Origin of the sequence: Ensifer sp. ENS02, from assembly GCF_014851885.1 — a bacterium.
Lineage (GTDB): Bacteria > Pseudomonadota > Alphaproteobacteria > Rhizobiales > Rhizobiaceae > Ensifer > Ensifer adhaerens.
The window spans coordinates 1-16,536 of record NZ_JACVAO010000015.1 but is presented as its reverse complement, the minus strand read 5'-3'; the positions used below and the strand labels follow the sequence as shown (position 1 = coordinate 16,536).

At 63.5% G+C, this 16,536-nt stretch carries 13 protein-coding genes and 1 pseudogene; 6 read left to right on the top strand and 8 right to left on the bottom strand.

Annotated elements, in window-relative coordinates:
• Positions 1–59: 59 nt before the first annotated feature.
• Both IB262_RS27160 and IB262_RS27155 read right to left on the bottom strand, forming a co-directional pair.
• Complete coding sequence (locus tag IB262_RS27160; protein ID WP_246802728.1) at positions 60–746, bottom strand: class GN sortase; 687 nt, start codon at positions 744–746, stop codon at positions 60–62.
• A complete protein-coding gene (locus tag IB262_RS27155) occupies positions 718–3,045 on the bottom strand; it encodes a marine proteobacterial sortase target protein (protein WP_246802730.1) in 2,328 nt (775 codons plus the stop codon). Before IB262_RS27155 ends, IB262_RS27160 begins: the two co-directional genes overlap by 29 nt.
• A gap of 485 nt (positions 3,046–3,530) precedes the next feature.
• Between IB262_RS27155 and IB262_RS27150 the strand changes: the two genes are divergently transcribed.
• Entirely contained in the window at positions 3,531–4,733 is a 1,203-nt protein-coding gene (locus IB262_RS27150; protein WP_034788681.1) for a pyridoxal phosphate-dependent aminotransferase, read from the top strand.
• Positions 4,734–4,861: 128 nt separating this feature from the next.
• Here IB262_RS27150 and IB262_RS27145 read toward each other — a convergent pair whose 3' ends face one another.
• The 3 genes from IB262_RS27145 to IB262_RS27135 all read right to left on the bottom strand — a co-directional run bounded on the left by IB262_RS27145 (position 4,862) and on the right by IB262_RS27135 (position 6,999).
• Complete coding sequence (locus IB262_RS27145; RefSeq protein ID WP_034788680.1) at positions 4,862–5,167, bottom strand: hypothetical protein; 306 nt, start codon at positions 5,165–5,167, stop codon at positions 4,862–4,864.
• Positions 5,168–5,332: 165 nt separating this feature from the next.
• Entirely contained in the window at positions 5,333–6,199 is an 867-nt protein-coding gene (locus tag IB262_RS27140; protein WP_060528891.1) for an NAD(P)-binding domain-containing protein, read from the bottom strand.
• 38 nt (positions 6,200–6,237) lie between these two features.
• On the bottom strand, positions 6,238–6,999 hold the full coding sequence (locus IB262_RS27135; RefSeq protein ID WP_060518683.1) for an SDR family oxidoreductase: 762 nt from the start codon (positions 6,997–6,999) through the stop codon (positions 6,238–6,240).
• 116 nt (positions 7,000–7,115) lie between these two features.
• Here IB262_RS27135 and IB262_RS27130 point away from each other — a divergent pair, with 116 nt between their 5' ends.
• Entirely contained in the window at positions 7,116–8,006 is an 891-nt protein-coding gene (locus IB262_RS27130; RefSeq protein ID WP_112975073.1) for a LysR substrate-binding domain-containing protein, read from the top strand.
• Positions 8,007–8,088: 82 nt separating this feature from the next.
• Here IB262_RS27130 and carA read toward each other — a convergent pair whose 3' ends face one another.
• A complete protein-coding gene (carA, locus tag IB262_RS27125) occupies positions 8,089–9,294 on the bottom strand; it encodes a glutamine-hydrolyzing carbamoyl-phosphate synthase small subunit (protein WP_034788670.1) in 1,206 nt (401 codons plus the stop codon).
• 326 nt (positions 9,295–9,620) lie between these two features.
• Here carA and IB262_RS27120 point away from each other — a divergent pair, with 326 nt between their 5' ends.
• Positions 9,621–10,070: a GatB/YqeY domain-containing protein gene (locus tag IB262_RS27120; RefSeq protein ID WP_034789028.1), complete on the top strand. Its 450-nt coding sequence runs from the start codon at positions 9,621–9,623 to the stop codon at positions 10,068–10,070.
• A gap of 6 nt (positions 10,071–10,076) precedes the next feature.
• Here the strand turns inward: IB262_RS27120 and IB262_RS27115 are convergent, their stop codons facing one another.
• Positions 10,077–10,982: a hypothetical protein gene (locus IB262_RS27115; protein WP_246802727.1), complete on the bottom strand. Its 906-nt coding sequence runs from the start codon at positions 10,980–10,982 to the stop codon at positions 10,077–10,079.
• Positions 10,983–11,197: 215 nt separating this feature from the next.
• Between IB262_RS27115 and dnaG the strand changes: the two genes are divergently transcribed.
• The gene (gene dnaG, locus IB262_RS27110) at positions 11,198–13,210 is read left to right on the top strand and encodes a DNA primase (protein WP_060518677.1); all 2,013 of its coding nucleotides are present in this window, start codon (positions 11,198–11,200) and stop codon (positions 13,208–13,210) included.
• A gap of 54 nt (positions 13,211–13,264) precedes the next feature.
• Here dnaG and IB262_RS27105 read toward each other — a convergent pair whose 3' ends face one another.
• Positions 13,265–14,107 carry a glycosyl transferase gene (locus IB262_RS27105; protein WP_112975127.1) on the bottom strand — a complete coding sequence of 281 codons (843 nt, stop codon included), beginning with the start codon at positions 14,105–14,107 and terminating at the stop codon, positions 13,265–13,267.
• A 191-nt stretch (positions 14,108–14,298) separates the two neighbouring features.
• Here IB262_RS27105 and recQ point away from each other — a divergent pair, with 191 nt between their 5' ends.
• Both recQ and IB262_RS27095 read left to right on the top strand, forming a co-directional pair.
• Complete coding sequence (gene recQ, locus IB262_RS27100; protein WP_112975072.1) at positions 14,299–16,176, top strand: DNA helicase RecQ; 1,878 nt, start codon at positions 14,299–14,301, stop codon at positions 16,174–16,176.
• 201 nt (positions 16,177–16,377) lie between these two features.
• Positions 16,378–16,536, top strand: a pseudogene (locus IB262_RS27095) (glycine C-acetyltransferase); the annotation flags it as partial.

Sequence of the window (16,536 nt, the reverse complement as noted above, 5' to 3'; positions counted from 1 at the left end):
CAGCAGGCAAGCTGGGGCGATCGACGGAGCGGTTCAAGTCACATCCGATCAAAAGCGGTTTATTTCGAGATCGAGCCCGTCGTCAGCGGTACCGGACGCTGTTCGCCGATGAGTTCTGCATCGACGATGTAGCGCATCGGTCCCTGCTCGATCGCGTCGAAGGGCCAGCAGGTGGCGAGCGCCAGATGGTGGCCGCTGGCGGACGCGTTGATGCCGCTTTCGTCCCAGCGGGCAACCCGGCTTTCGCCGGCCCTAAACAGGAAGCGGCGGCCGTCCTTGCGGGTCAGCACCAGAAGGTCGCCGGGGTTGACGTCCTTCAGCCAGCGAAAATGCGTGTCGCGATGGGCGGCGATGACCGAGGTACCTTCGTCGCCGGGCAGTGGCGTCGTCGTCAACCAGGCGGGCCCGAAGGCCAGCGCTTCGCCGCTTGCGCCTTGGAGCACGATCACCGAGCGGTTGATCCGAGGCGCCGAGATTTCCGCGGCTGTCTGAAAATCGGCCCAGGGCCAGGGCTTGCCATCCGGGTTGCCGTGCAGTTGCGCCTCGAAGGTACGCTTCAGAAGCAGCTGCGAGACCTCGGCCTTGGCCTTCATGTAGAAGCCCTTGCCGATCAGAAGCAGACCGGCAAGGGCAATGAGCGAGATGATCGCGAGCACGATCGTTTCGACCGCCGAGAGGCGGGCGAGAAAGCCCGGCCGTGGCTCGGACTGATCCTTGTCAGCGGCCACGGCGGCGCACTCCGGCAAGCACGACGGCGGCGATCGGCGCCCGCCAGTAGACAAAGGTCGTGCCGGCAAGCAGCGCGAAGACGAGCAGCATCAGGCCGATCAGGATCTGCTTGTCGGCCTCCGTTGCCGTCTGCGGCAGGGCGACCTGGTTGTTGGCTTCCGCGAGCAGACCTGCCGCCCGCGCCGTCGGTGCGGCCAGCATGCGGTCGGCCGTGACCATCGCAAGCTTGGTTCGGCTTTCGAGCGCGGCGTCACGTTCGTCGACTCTGCCGGGGACAGTCTCGACAGGGGATTCGCCGAAGACCTTTCCGAAGTCCCAGCCGGCGGGGAGATTGAGCGGCAGCTTCGTTTCGCTCAGGTTCTCGCTGGCGGGCCGCGACGGCGTCGCGTCGACGGCAACGAGGCTGGTCACGCGGGAGACCAGATGGTGGGCAAGTGCCACCGTCTCGATCCGCTTGTCGAGGGTCGCCGGGTCGGCGATCGTCGACGCGCTCGCCTCGAGGTCGTCGATCTTGCGGCGCGCCCAGAGCTTGGCGATGCCTTTGCCGGTCGAGGCCTTGGCGATGTCCATCTCCACCCGCCAGGGTTGGTCGCCGGCCTTGCCGAGGATCTGCAGCTTGCCTTCGGGTGCGGTGCCGTCGAGTTCGGCCGTCAGCACCACAGGCTCGCCGCGATAAAGATCGGGCATCGGGTTGGGGGTGATGTCGCTCGCCGAGGCGCCCTCGAAGCTCGCGGCGATATCGGTCATTGCGGGGCTCTCGAGCTTGGTGAAAAGCTCGCCCATGCGCGCGGCGACCTCGCTCTCCGAGCCGATCAGCGTGAAGGTGCCGCGGCCATATTCGGCCGCCTTGGTCATGAAGTGGCTGTTCGGAGCAGAGCCGATGCCGACGGTGAAGACGCGAGCCTCGCCGCGGTTCTTCTGGATCTCCTCGAAAAGCTGCGTCTCGTTGCCGATCGCGCCGTCGGTCAGGAAGACCACCTGGCGAAGCGCGCCGGGCTGGACCGGTCCTTGCGTGCGGAGGGCCGCTTCCAGCGCTGGCAGCATCTCGGTGCCGCCATCGGCCGTCAGGCCGCGCACATAGGCGATTGCGTCCTCCCGCTTATCCGGTGTCGCTTCGACCAGCTCGGGGAAGTGTACCGACATGGTGTCGTCGAAGCGGATGACGTTGAAACGGTCCTCGGGCTTCAGCCTCGAAATCGCGAGCGCCAGGCTCTCCTTGGCTTGCTCCATCGACGGGCCGGCCATCGAACCGGAATTGTCGATGACGAAGACGATCTCCCGCTTGACCGGCTTGGCGCCGGCCTCGTTTGCTGCTGCCGGCGGGGTGACGAAGGAAAGCAGATAGGTCTTGCCGCCGACCGTTTCGCGGAACAGGCCGGCATAGGGGCTCTTGCCCTCGATCGCCTTCCAGGTGAGCTCGAAGTCGCGATCGGCAGGCACGCTGTCGCCCTTCAGCGTCACGCGGCGGCTGAGATCGTCAAGATTGGCGATATCGACGTCGTGGTAGCCTGATTTCACTTCGCCGAGCGGGAAGCCGGCCTTGAGGTTCACCGTCAGTGTGACGGGGTTGATCCTGGCGTTCTCTTTGGGGTCGAGGACCGGCGCTTCGATCTTCTCGCGGTCGGGGACCGGGTCGCTGACGGCATAGCCGGTGCGGCTGTCGAGATCGACGGTCTGAACGATCGGCTGCGGGTTGTAGCGCGGCGCCACGACCATGGGGAAACGCAGCGAATAGAGGCCGTTCGATTGGCGGACCGCGCTCTGGTACTCGATCTGCACGACGACCGTTTCGCCGGGACCGATATTGGCGACCTGGTTGGTGAAGATGTTCGGGCGCTGCTGTTCGAGAAGCGCTGCCTTCTTGCCCTCGGCCTTTGCCTGCTCGTAAATCTCCCTGGCCGCCTCACGCGCCTTGATCTCACCCTCGATGAAGCGGTCGCCGATCTGCATCTTCAGCGTGTCGACGGCCGAATCCTCGGGCAGGGGAAAGACATAGGTGCCCTCAACCCAGCCCTTGCTCGGGTTCTCGAAGCGCTGGGTGACGCGGGTGCGCATGATCGGGCCGTTGACGTCGATCTGAACGTCGGTCGCAAGGCGCGGCGCCTCGACGAAATAGCCCGGCTCCTTCGACGGAAAGAGCAGGGCGCCGGTGCCGATGTCGTTGGGGCGAACGTAGCCCGCCAGCTGCCGCGGCTTGGCATCAGCAGTTTGCGCGGTCGCCTGGGTCATCAGGCCGATGAACATCAGGATGCAGGCGGCAAGGGCTGCGAGCGCCAGGTACATGCCCCAGCGCGCTTCGCTCTGCCGTGTCTTCATGGAAGCGATTTCGTCGTCGAGAAACATTGCATAACCCCCGTAATGCGAATGTGTTCGGATCATCGAAGGAAAAGCCCGGAAACCGGCTGTTGCTGGACGGAATTGCGGCGTTCCGCGACAGTTGTGGTGGCTAAATTATGGCATTTGAAAAATTGCGGGATTGCGCTGATTTTTTTGAATAAATCGCGATCACCAACCGTTTCTGGCCGTTACGTTTCGTGGCCGTTCGAACGGGTGCCACAATCCGTTTTGTCGGCGCTCGACGGACGGTGATGCATCGCTCGGTGTCGCGACCTCCGATCGACGATGCTGATCGCATTCATGAAACTTTGTCATGGTGACGCTTTTTGCCCGCGTTTCCGGCGTTTTTGCCTATCCGGCGCTTGCAAGACCGGGCGTCTTTCGACATAGACCTAACCGCTATGGAGCCTGCCTTTTCGTTCCGTAGCGATCACCTCGTCTCGAAACGATCAGGACCTTCACCCATGGCCTTCCTTGCCGATGCCCTTTCCCGTGTAAAGCCTTCCGCCACCATCGCCGTTTCGCAGAAAGCCCGTGAGCTGAAAGCGAAAGGCCGCGATGTCATCGGCCTTGGCGCCGGTGAGCCGGACTTCGACACGCCCGACAATATCAAGAAGGCCGCCATCGACGCGATCAATCGCGGCGAGACGAAGTACACGCCGGTCTCCGGCATCCCGGAACTGCGCGAAGCGATCGCCAAGAAGTTCAAGCGCGAGAACAACCTCGACTACACCGCCGCCCAGACGATCGTCGGCACCGGCGGAAAGCAGATTCTTTTCAACGCCTTCATGGCGACCCTGAACGCCGGCGATGAAGTCGTGATCCCGGCGCCCTACTGGGTTTCCTACCCGGAGATGGTGGCGCTGTGCGGCGGCACGCCGGTGACGGTTTCGACCAAGCAGGAGAACAACTTCAAGCTCAAGGCCGAAGATCTGGACAAGGCGATCACGCCGAAGACCAAGTGGTTCATCTTCAACTCGCCGTCCAACCCGTCGGGTGCCGCCTACAGCCATGCCGAGCTGAAGGCGCTGACCGATGTGCTGATGAAGCACCCGCATGTCTGGATCCTCACCGACGACATGTACGAGCACCTGACCTATGGCGACTTCAAGTTCGCGACCCCGGTCGAGGTCGAGCCCGGTCTCTATGACCGCACGCTGACGATGAACGGCGTCTCCAAGGCCTATGCCATGACCGGCTGGCGCATCGGCTACGCCGCCGGCCCGCTGCAGCTGATCAAGGCCATGGACATGATCCAGGGCCAGCAGACCTCGGGCGCCACCTCGATCGCCCAGTGGGCGGCCGTCGAGGCGCTGAACGGCACGCAGGACTTCATTCCCGAAAACAAGAAGATCTTCGAAGGCCGCCGCGATCTCGTCGTGTCGATGCTGAACCAGGCCAAGGGCATTTCGTGCCCGACGCCCGAAGGCGCCTTCTACGTCTATCCGTCCTGCGCCGGCTTGATCGGCAAGACCGCGCCGTCGGGCAAGGTCATCGAGACGGACGAAGACTTCGTGTCGGAACTGCTGGAATCCGAAGGCGTCGCCGTCGTCCACGGTTCGGCCTTCGGCCTCGGCCCGAACTTCCGCATCTCCTATGCGACCTCGGAAGCCCAGCTCGAGGAAGCCTGCCGCCGCATCCAGCGCTTCTGCGCCGCCTGCAAGTAAGCGCGGGCGACCGTCTTTCAAAAAAAGAACCCGCCGGCAACGGCGGGTTTTTCGTTCGTAAAGCGATTCAACCGTTGGTCATCCTGATTCAAGTCAGCCAGCTAAGGCCTTGAAATCAGGGCTCATTCTCAGGCGCCGGGAACCTCGTCGTCGCCAACGATGCCACCCTCGCTTTCGAGGATCGAGAGGCGGCGGGCCTCGGAGCGGGTGAACTTCAGCCGTACGCCGATGCCGCGTTCGCCCTCCGGCAGAAACACCGCGCCGGCATTTTCGAGCGCATGCTTCAACGAGAGGATCACGGCGTCGCCGGGTTTCTCCAGCTTGCGCTCGAACTTGAGGATCGTCTCCTCGTCGATGCCGGAAAAGCTCGAAAGCATTTCGCGCGAAATTTCGATCAGCGCCCGGGCGGCGCGGCACTGTGGACCTGTAATCATCGTCACCTCCAGTTGCGGTGAGGATGCGCGAAGGGTGGCCGAGGGTCAACAACAAGCAGATGGCCCGCGGCGTTTCGACCGCGGGCCATCTGCTTGTTGTTTGCTTGCGGCGCGCTGGCGAGCATCATCGGCGTGCGCTTGCATCCGGACCGCTGGGGCCGCCCTCTATTTGCCCCGCATCGCCTCGATGAGGCCGGAGGCCTCGTCGCTGCCAAAGCCGGCGGCGAGGCGCTTTTTTGCCAGCCTTTCGATCGGCTCCATGAAGGCCGGATCGATGCCCAGGCTGCGGCTTGCGGCAACGATGTTGGTGATCGCCACCGACTGCATTGAGAGGTTCGACATCACGTCGCGGCCGTGGTCGCCGCTGTCGATCCGTTCGGCATAATCAGGCAGCGCCGTCATCATCGCGGCAAGCCAGGGCTCGACCAGCGGCAGGAACTGCTTCGCGGTGAAGCCGACGCTGCCGGCGAGCGCCGTTGCGTGCAGATAGCCGCCGAAGAGACCGTACATCGCCGACAGCAAGGCGAGGTCGCTGACCGCGGCGAGAACAGGATCCTCGCCGAGATAGTGGCTCTGGCCGAAGGCGGCCAATTGCTCCCTGGTTTTTTCGAAAGCATCGGCGCTGCCACTACAGAGAATGAAGGCATCCGGTGTGCCGATCATCGGCGGCGTCGCCATGATTCCTCCGTCGAGATAGCGTGCGCCGTACGCTTCAAGGCGGGCCGCGACCGCCCGGACTTCATCCGGGCGACCGTTGGTGAGGTTGATGACGGTCTTGCCTGCGAGCATGGGGCCGACATCTGCCAGCGTCGTTTCGACAGCGGCGTAGTCGGTGAGGCATAGGATGAGGATATCGCTGGCCGCAATGGCTTCGGTGACCGTTGCTGCCCGGCGAGCGCCGCGGGCAACCAGCGCGTCGGCCCGCGCGGACGTACGGTTCCAGACGGTGGCGGTGTTGCCCGCGTCGATGAGGGTTTTGGCAAGTGCCGTGCCCATGGCGCCGAGGCCGATGATGGCGATGGATTTGGACATCGTGATTCTCCGCTCCTGGTTCCCCGCTCTGGCCCGCTTCAGGCCGCCGGCGACAATTGCTGGCCGAGGCCACCGTCGACGGTGAGGCGTGCGCCGGTGGTGAAGGTGGCATCGAAGGCGAGGAACAGCACGGCGCGGGCGACTTCGTCCGCCGTGCCGTTGCGGCCCATCGGGGTGATCGCATCGCCGAGCGCCTTGAACTCGGCACGTTCGGCGTCGGTGACGCCCGCCACGCCCTTGGTCGGCGTATCGATGAAGCCGGGGCTGACCGAGTTGACCCTTATGCCGCGCGGCAGAAGCTCGGCGGCAAAGACGGAGGCAAACGAGATCAGCGCCGCCTTGCTGCCGCTATAGACCGCCATTCCCGGATGGCCGCCGACATCAGCAACCGACGAGGTAAAGACGATCGAGCCGCCGTCGCGGATCAGAGGCGCCAGCCGCTGGACGGTGAAAAAGGCACCCTTGGTGTTGATGGTGAACTGGCGATCGTAGGAGGCCTCCGTCACCTGGTCGAATGGCTCGAGCAGCGATGTGCCGGCGTTGACGTGCAGGAGATCGATCGAACCCAGTTTCTGCCCGACCGTCGCCCCGAGTACAGCGATCTCGCCGAGATCGGCGATATCTGACTTTACCGCATGAACGCGGTCGCCGAAGCGCTGCTGGATCCGGGCGAGGTTCTCTTCGTTGTTTCCGGTCAGAAGCACCTCGGCGCCGCCGTCGACGAGCCGCTCGACCGTCGCCAGACCCATGCCATGCGTGCCGCCGATGACGACGGCTTTCTTGTCTTGATAGATACCCATTGTCTTTTCCTTCGATATCAGGCTTCGATGAGGAAGAGATAACTTCGTGGACGATATTGTGTAAGATGGGCAAACGTGGATGTATCGTCCACGTTTGTAGACATTGGAGGCCCGCGATGCGCAATCTCAACGACTTCATCGTCTTTGCCCATGTGGTCGATCACAAGGGGTTCGCGCCGGCGGCGCGGGCGCTGAACGTGCCGAAATCGACGCTGAGCAAGCGCGTGGCCGAGCTGGAAAAGACGCTTGGCGTCCGGCTGATCAACCGAACTTCGCGTCGCTTCACCGTGACGGAGATAGGCGAGGATTTCTACCGGCATGCCTCGGCGATGTTGATAGAGGCGGAGGCGGCCGAAGCCATCGTCAAGGGGCGCCTTGCCGAACCGAGCGGAACGGTGAGGATCACCGCCTCTGTGCCGACGGCTCAGATGATGCTGGCGGGGCTGCTGCCGCCGCTGGCGCAGGCCTATCCCAAGATGCGGGTGATGCTGCATGCGACGGACCGTTTCGTCGATGTGGTGCAGGAGGGCTTCGACATCGCGGTGCGCGATCACTTCGCACCGTTGCCCGATTCCGGCATGGTGCAGCGGTGGGTGGCAAACGATGCCATCCTGCTCGTGGCAGCGCCCGCCTACCTGGAAAATCGCGGGCACCCGCGCGAACCGAGCGACCTTTCGCGCCACGACGGGCTGCTGGCCTCCCTGACCTCGGAGGGATGGACGATGCGCAACGACGCGGGCGTGGTCGTCAGGGTGCGCCCCATGCCGCGGTTCCTCGCAGACGAATCCAACGTGTTGCTCGAGGCCGCCGTCTCCGGTCTTGGCATCACCGCGCTACCGAGAAAGATCTGTCGGGCTGCAATCGAGGCTGGAAGTCTTGTGCGTGTGCTTGCCGATTGGGAGGCAGGCAGCGTGACGACGACGCTGTTGATGCCGCATCGGCGCGGGCAACTGCCGTCGGTTCGCGCCGTCGTCGACTTCATCGTCACGCATGTGCCAGGAGAGTGAGGCTGGGCGGTAGCGAAGGCGCATGCTCGAAAAGAAAAGGCCCGCTCGGAGCGGGCCTTCGAAGCTTGTCTCGATCGGTCGCTTAGCGCTCCGCGAGGGCCGGTTCGCCCTTCTTCTCGCGCACGAGGTTCATGAAGCGGCGGAAGAGATAGTGGCTGTCCTGCGGGCCGGGGGAGGCTTCCGGGTGGTGCTGGACCGAGAACACCGGCTTGCCGGCGACGCGCAGGCCGCAATTGGTGCCGTCGAAGAGCGAAATGTGAGTCTCATCAACACCCTGCGGCAACGACTTCGAATCCACCGCAAAGCCGTGGTTCATCGAGACGATCTCGACCTTGCCGGTGGTGTGGTCCTTGACCGGATGGTTGGCGCCGTGGTGGCCCTGGTGCATCTTTTCGGTCTTGCCGCCGAGTGCCAGCGCCAGCATCTGGTGTCCGAGGCAGATGCCGAAGACCGGGATGTCGGTCTTGAGCAGGTCCTGGATGACCGGCACGGCGTATTTTCCGGTTGCTGCCGGGTCGCCGGGGCCGTTCGACAGGAAGATGCCGTCCGGCTTCTGCGCCAGCACTTCGTCGGCGCTGGTCGTGGCCGGCATGACCGTGACGCGGGCGTTGAGGCCGGCAAAGAGGCGCAGGATGTTGCGCTTCACGCCGTAGTCGAGCGCGACGATATGGTAGGCGGCATCGGTTTCGCCGAGCGTCGAATAACCTTCGTTCCAGACCCAGGGCTGCTCGTCCCAGCGCGACGACTGGCCGGAGGTCGCGACCTTGGCAAGGTCGAGGCCTTCGAGGCCGCTCCAGGCCTTGGCTTCCTTCTTCAGCGTCTCGATATCGAAGACGCCCGAGGGGTCGTGGGCGATGACGGCGTTCGGCATGCCGTTTTCGCGGATCCAGGCAGTAAGCGCGCGGGTGTCGATGCCGCAAAGGCCGATGATGCCGCGGGCCTTCAGCCAGGCGTCGAGGTGCTTGGCGGCGCGGTAGTTGGACGGCTCGGTGATGTCGGCCTTGAAGATGACGCCGACCGCGCCGTGGCGTGCTGCCGGCGTCAGGTCTTCGATGTCTTCGTCATTGGCGCCGATGTTGCCGATGTGCGGGAAGGTGAAGGTGACGATCTGGCCGAGATAGGAGGGGTCCGTCAGAATTTCCTGGTAGCCCGTCAGCGCCGTGTTGAAGCAGACCTCCGCCTGCACTTTGCCGGTCGCGCCGATGCCCTTGCCCTCGATCACGGTGCCGTCGGCCAGAACGAGCAGTGCGGTTGGTTTTTCAGTGGTCCATGCGGGTGTCGCGGTCATCGTTCCTATCCCGTTGCGGCGCGAAGCGGGGGCTTGAAAGCCCGGCAGTCGATCGCCATTTCTTTGCTCAGGCATGGACGCGCGGAAACCCCGCGGAAAAGTGCTCTCATGCCGATGTTGTGCAGGTGCGGGAAAATACCCAAAGCGCTTAGCCGGGTCAACCGGCCGCTGTGAATTGTCGGGAAATAAAATTCCTTATAATTCAAGCGGTTGCGTATTCCGTTTGATTGCGCCTGTCACACTGGTTTAAGACGACGACAACAATGATGGTTTCGAACCGGTTCCGGGCAGAGCACCGCGGGCCGGTTTTGACATGGAGTATGGACATGCGCGACCTGTTCGCTAACGCACTGAAGGAAGCCCTCAAAGCCAAGGACGCACGGCGTACCTCGACCGTGCGGCTGATCCAGGCGGCGATCAAGGATCGGGACATTGCCAATCGGGGCCTCGGCAAGGACCCGGTCAGCGATGACGACATCCTGCAGATCCTCGCCAAGATGATCAAGCAGCGCGAAGAATCGGCTCGTATCTACGACGACGCCGGCCGGCCGGAGCTTGCCGCGCAGGAGCGTGAGGAAATCGTCATCATCAACCAGTTCCTGCCGGCCCAGCTTCCGGAGGCAAAGGTGAAGGAACTCTGCGCCTCGGTCATCGCCGAAACCGGCGCACATGGCCTGCGTGATATGGGCAAGTGCATGAACGTGCTCAAGGAGCGCTACCCCGGCCAGATGGACTTCGCCAAGGCCTCCGGCCTGGTGAAGGAACTGCTCAAGTAGCTCCGCTCAAGTCAGTGCCGCCGCCCGTTGCGATAAGACGGGCGTCGCCACCTCGGCTTTCGCCGGAAACGTCGCTTCGAATGCGCGATCGATGAGCGCGAACTTCTCCGCCTGGTAATCCCAGTATTCACGGATGAAGGCTTTGGACAGCCAGACCGCGCCGCGTCCGGGCGACCGCTCCCACCCCATATTGCCCAAAAGGGCTGCCTTGTCGAAGATCCGCTTGAGGTGGGTCTTGGAGATGATGAAGCGTTCGCTGAGATCGCTTGGCGAAACCGGCCCGATGGCGAGGCGCTCCGCCTCGGGGTCGAAGGCGCCGATGCGGGAAAAGAGATCGTCCATCACCACGCCCCCGGAATTGACCCAGGTAAAGAGATCGAAGGTCGGGCCTGGACGACGGACCGTGTCGTTGCCGACAAGTGCGTGGGCGACGGCGGCCTGCAGCCGGCCGAACTGGTCCTGCTCTTCGCTTAGGCGTGCCAGCCGCGACTGGCCATCGAAGGCGTCGAGGATGGCCAGATGGGACTGCATCCATCTCCAGACATAGTCGAGTGCTGCCTCGGTAGGCTCCAGCGGCCGGCTGCGCTTGTCGGGCTGCACCGTGATGTAGCGGGCGAAGCGGTAGGTAACCATTTCCTGCACGAAGGATGCCGCGGTGTTGCGGCTGGCGATCCCATGCATGACGGCATAGTTGATGAAACGGCCGCTGTAGAGACCGCTCGAGGGATCATCCGGATCGCGGTCGTGATAAAGTGCAAGCCCGGATTGGGCCATCAGCCAGCGCTGCTGCGAGGCAAAGATCGAGGCGAGCCGCGGGTTTGCCGCATACATCTCCACCGTGCCGCGCGCATAGCTCAGCACCGCGCCGAAGAAAGCCGGACTGGAGGCGAGCACTTTGACGGAAATGGCCATGGCAAGTGATCCAATTCGAGACGGCGAATTGATCCTTTTCGTCAAAGGGGTGTCAAGTGCTACTTTTGGTCTTCAGAAAATATTCATACACAACTTTTGATTGGGCGTCCGGCGTGCGATTCCCGTTTCGCTCCTGTGAATAGCGTGCAAGCAGGATCACTGTTGTAGCGCCCGCAGGCCATGCCGCCTATATGGAGGATCGACCAGAGGTATCCATGCGCTTTTCACAGTCCTTTCTTGACGAGATACGCGATCGCGTTCCGATTTCGGACGTGATTGCCAAGCGCGTTAGCTGGGACCGGCGCAAGACCAACGTCTCGCGCGGCGACTATTGGGCCTGCTGCCCCTTTCACGGCGAGAAGTCGCCGAGCTTTCACTGCGAGGACCGCAAGGGCCGCTACCATTGCTTCGGCTGCGGTGTCTCGGGTGACCACTTCCGCTTTCTGACCGATCTCGAAGGCCTGAGCTTTCCCGAAGCCGTGCAGCAGATTGCTGACATGGCGGGCGTTGCCATGCCGCAACCGGATCCGCAGGCAGAGCGCCGGGAGAAGGAACGCACAAGCCTGCTCGACGTGATGGAGCTGGCGACCGCGTACTTCGAGGACCAACTCCAGACGGCCAACGGCGCCAAGGCGCGCGCCTATCTGCGCGAGCGCGGGCTGACGGGGCGCACGATCGAGACCTTTCGTTTGGGCTACGCGCCCGACAGCCGCAATGCGCTCAAGGAACATCTCGCCGGCAAGGGTGTCGGCAAGGAACAGATCGAGGCCTGCGGCCTCGTGGTGCACGGGCCGGACGTGCCGGTTTCCTACGACCGGTTCCGCGACCGCATCATGTTCCCGATCCTGTCGTCGCGCGAGAAGGTCATAGCATTTGGCGGCCGCGCCATGTCACCGGACGCGCCGGCCAAGTATCTGAACTCGAACGAGACCGAGCTCTTCCACAAGGGCAACGTGCTCTACAATTTCGCCCGCGCGCGCCGTGCTTCGCAAGGAGCCGCACGTGACGTCGGGCAAGACGATGCGGCCGGAACGATCATCGCCGTCGAAGGCTACATGGACGTGATCGCGCTGCATCAGGCGGGCGTCGAAAACGCCGTTGCGCCGCTCGGCACGGCGCTCACCGAAAACCAGCTCGATCTCTTGTGGAAGATGACGTCGCAGCCGGTGCTCTGCTTCGACGGCGATGGGGCAGGCATTCGTGCCGCAAACCGCGGCGTCGACCTGGCGCTGCCGCATCTGAAACCCGGCCGTTCGGTCCGCTTCGCCATGCTTCCGGACGGCAAGGATCCCGACGACCTCGTGCGTCAGGAGGGCCGTGGGCCCTTCGACAAGGTGCTCGCCAATGCCCGTTCGCTCGCCGAGATGGTCTGGCAGCGCGAGGTCCAGGGCGGTGCTTTCGACACGCCGGAAAAGCGCGCCGAGCTCGAAGCGCGACTGAAGCAGGTGACATCCGTGATCGCCGACGAAAGCGTGCGCCGGCACTATGGCCAGGACATGCGCGACCGGCTTCACGCTTTCCTGCAATCCTCAGGGGCAGGGCGGGGCGAGCGGCGCCCGTTTGAACGCGGCGGCCGGCAGGGCGGTGGCGGCGGAGCACGCGGTGCCGGTCAGCCACGGGGGCCGAATGCGAGCGGGCCGACGGCAATCTCCGACCGGCTGGCGCGCTCGACACTGGTCAGCGGACAGCAGGTGGCGCCGCTTCTGAGAGAGAGCGTTCTGGCACTCACCATCGTCAACCACCCGCAATTGCTGTTCGACGAATATGACGAGATCTCGACGATCGAGTTCGACCACCGCGAGCTGCAGCGCTGCTGGGCGGCGGTGCTGAACGCTGCGGCTGCGCAGGGGCCGCGGTTGAACCGCGAGGATCTGCTCGAACAATTGCAGGCGGAGGGTTTTGGTGCGCTGATTACCGCGATCGACCAGCAGATCCGCTATGCGCGGCTCTGGACCGCGACAACGGCGGCCGCGCCCGAGGACGCCCGCGAAGGATATCTGCAGGCGCTGGCACTGCACCAGCGCTCGAAGGCATTGCACTGGCAGGTGCGCGAGCTCGAACGCGAACTGGCCCATGCGACCGAGGAGGGCGACCTCGAAGCCGTGCCACAGCTTTTGCGCACGCTTCAGGAAGTGCAGCACGAAGTGACGCGGCTTGAAAACCAGGAAGCGATCATCGAGGGCTTCGGCGTGCTTTCAGGCCGCGTGAAGGGGCCGGCGGCGCGCTAAAGCGAAAAGCTAGGTTGCCCGCCCAAGACCGATCCAATCTTGACCGAACGTTGACTACTCGCGCCAATGCTCGGCAACCCACGGCGATGGGCGGATGTAGTAGCGCAGATAGCGGATCGGGTTTTTCTCACGGCGGTCGCCGTTAAACAAGCGGCGAATATGACCGAATGGTGTGTCCACGCGGCCGCGATAGCCGTATTGCCCATCAATCGCGTGCTGCGGTAGCAGGCTGCGCGGGAAAAGCACAACGCGCGCATCCGCTGAGAGGCGCGGCGCGAAGAAGTAGTTGAGCGGGAAGGTCCAATGACAGTCCTGCCGAAAATGCAGGACCCAGCGTCTTGAGAAAAGCTTAACGCCGCCGGGCGCATTGCGCGTGACGAAACGCTGTTCGAACCGGTACTCGTCGGCGATTGCCTGCGGGTTGGCGCCGAACTTCTGCTGCAGCGGCACAAGTTTGCCGACCGGAAAGCGGAAAACCGAGGTCTGGCCGAGGCGCTCGAAGGGGGTCGTCTGATTGCGGGCGAGAATGATGTCGTCCGGTTCACCTTCTTCGAAGAAGGCGTCCAGTGAGCCGACGACGACGATGTCGAGATCGAGAAACAGCACCGGGCCTTTGAGGGAGCCAAGCTTCGGCCCCCAAAGCCGTGACTTCTGCCAGATGCCCGGTGTGTTGACCGGCATATCCGTGAAATCCAGCGGCGGCAAATCCTCACAGAGGATTTCCGGACGCAGGCCGTCGCGATTGTCGGTAAAGCAGGTGAAGGTGAAGGGCGGGGTGATGTTGCGCGCCACCATGGCGTAGAGCCGGTTGATGAACGGTGCGCCGTACTTCGTACCCCAGTTGATGCAGATGATCTGCTTGACGCCGCCGCTCGCCGCTAGAATATTTGCCATAATCACGTCCCGATTTCTGCGCGCCACTAAAGTACCGATGCGTTATCAAGGTCAAGCTGTCGGGGCAATCCCCGGTGAAGCGCAGCAGGGCCTGCGGGGAAAAACAGCCCTTGTCTCTTCAGTTGCGGCAAGGGCTATGGCATTGCCTGCGCATCTGGCCATGATGGCCTAAGCTGATTCCCGAAGGAGATGTGATGGAGTTCGTCGAAAGGGCGACGCCCTCAAGAAGCGCTGCCAGCAAGCTCTTCGACGAAGCCGGCCAGGCACCGCTCGACGTGCTGAAACGCGTCTATGGCTATTCTGCCTTTCGCGGCAAGCAGCAGGCAGTGGTCGAGCATGTGACCGCTGGCGGCGATGCCGTCGTTCTCTTTCCGACCGGCGCCGGCAAGTCGCTCTGCTTCCAGATCCCGGCGCTCTGCCGGCCCGGATTGGGTGTCGTCGTCTCGCCGCTGATCGCGCTGATGCGCGATCAGGTGGAGGCGCTGAAACAGCTTGGCGTCAATGCGGCTGCGCTGAATTCGTCGCTGACGCGCGAAGAGGCGACTGCGGTCAGGCGCCAGATCCACGACGGCACGCTCGACCTTCTCTATGTGACGCCGGAGCGGACCGTCACCGACGGCTTCGCCGATCTCATAGGCAATGCCCGAATCGCGCTTTTTGCCATCGACGAGGCGCACTGCGTTTCGCAATGGGGCCATGATTTCCGCCCCGAGTACCGCGCGCTCGGATTGCTAGCCGAGCGCTATCCCGGCGTGCCGCGCATCGCGCTCACTGCCACCGCCGATCCGCACACCCGCGACGACATCGTCGAGCGGCTGGCGCTCAGCAATGCCGAGGTGTTTACCACCAGCTTCGACCGGCCGAACATCGCCTATGAGATCGTCGAGCGCGACCAGCCGCGCCAGCAATTGCTGCGCTTTCTCTCCCGCTTCAAAGGGGCGTCCGGCATCGTCTATTGCCTGTCGCGCGCTAAGGTTGAGGACACGGCCGAATGGCTGAACGCACAAGGCATCCGGGCGCTGCCCTATCATGCCGGCATGGACCGCACGCTCCGCGACAGGCATCAGGACGCCTTCCTGAAAGAAGAGAGCCTTTGCCTCGTTGCGACCGTCGCTTTCGGCATGGGCATCGACAAGCCCGACGTGCGTTATGTCGCGCATCTCGACCTGCCGGGATCGGTGGAGGCCTATTACCAGGAGACCGGCCGCGCCGGTCGTGACGGGCAGCCCTCTGAGGTCTGGATGGCCTATGGCATGGCCGATGTGCTGCAGCGCCGCCGGATGATCGACGAGGGTGGAGCGGCGGATGACATCAAGCGCATCGAGCGCGGCAAGCTCAACGCGCTCTTGGCGATCTGCGAGACGGCGGGCTGCCGCCGCCAGGCGATCCTTGCGCATTTCGGCGAGGCCCATCCCGGCCGTTGCGGCTATTGCGACACCTGCCTGAAGCCGGTCGAGACCTGGGACGGGACGGAAGCGGCGATCAAGGCGCTGGCCGCGATCTATCGCACCGGCGAGCGCTTCGGCACCGGCCATGTGGTCGATGTGCTCATGGGCACGGTCAACGAGAAGACCGAGCGCTTCGGCCATGTCGACATTCCCGTCTTCGGCGCCGGCAAGGACCTGCCGGCTCGCACCTGGCAATCGGTCTTCCGGCAATTGCTGGCGGCGGGCCTGATCAGCGTCGACCACGCGGCCTTCGGCGCGATGAAGCTCGAGGCGGAGGCGCGTGCGGTGTTCAAGCGCGAGCGCCAGGTGTTTTTCCGCAAGGACCGCCCGACCTCGGGCAAGGCGGCGCGCGGCGCCAAGTCGGGATCGCAGCGCGAACGGGCCGATCTGGCCGGGTCCGATCTCGAACTTTTCGAACTGCTGCGCGCCGAGCGCTTCTCGATCGCCAAGGATCTGAACGTCCCGCCCTATGTCGTCTTCCCCGATGCGACCTTGATTGCGCTTGCCAAGGAACGTCCGCGCGACTTCGACGAACTGCTCGACATTCCCGGCATCGGCGAAAGCAAGCGCGAACGCTACGGCGAGGCATTTCTGGCGGTCATCGACGGGTATCTCGACGGGTGATGGCGGTAGGCCCCGCGTCTCCGTCGTCGGAAAATGTCTGTGGCGAAGCGCTTCGCGACATAATATGTCCGGCCCGCCATCGCGCCTTGAAATGGCCTGTCGTTTTTACGCTGGATGCGGCCGAGCGCCGGATTTTGCTGCAAGTCAAAAGCCGTCATGATACTCGTCAGGCACGCGATGTTTTCTTGAAGCGAGAGCGCCATGACTTCAGCCTTCCTCACCCATCTCCGTTTAGAACTCGAGGGCCTGAAGACGGCCGGGTTGTACAAGTCGGAGCGTGTGATCACCTCGAAGCAGGCGGGTGAGATCGAAGTCGCCTCGGGCGAGCGGGTGCTCAACTTCTGCGCCAACAACTATCTC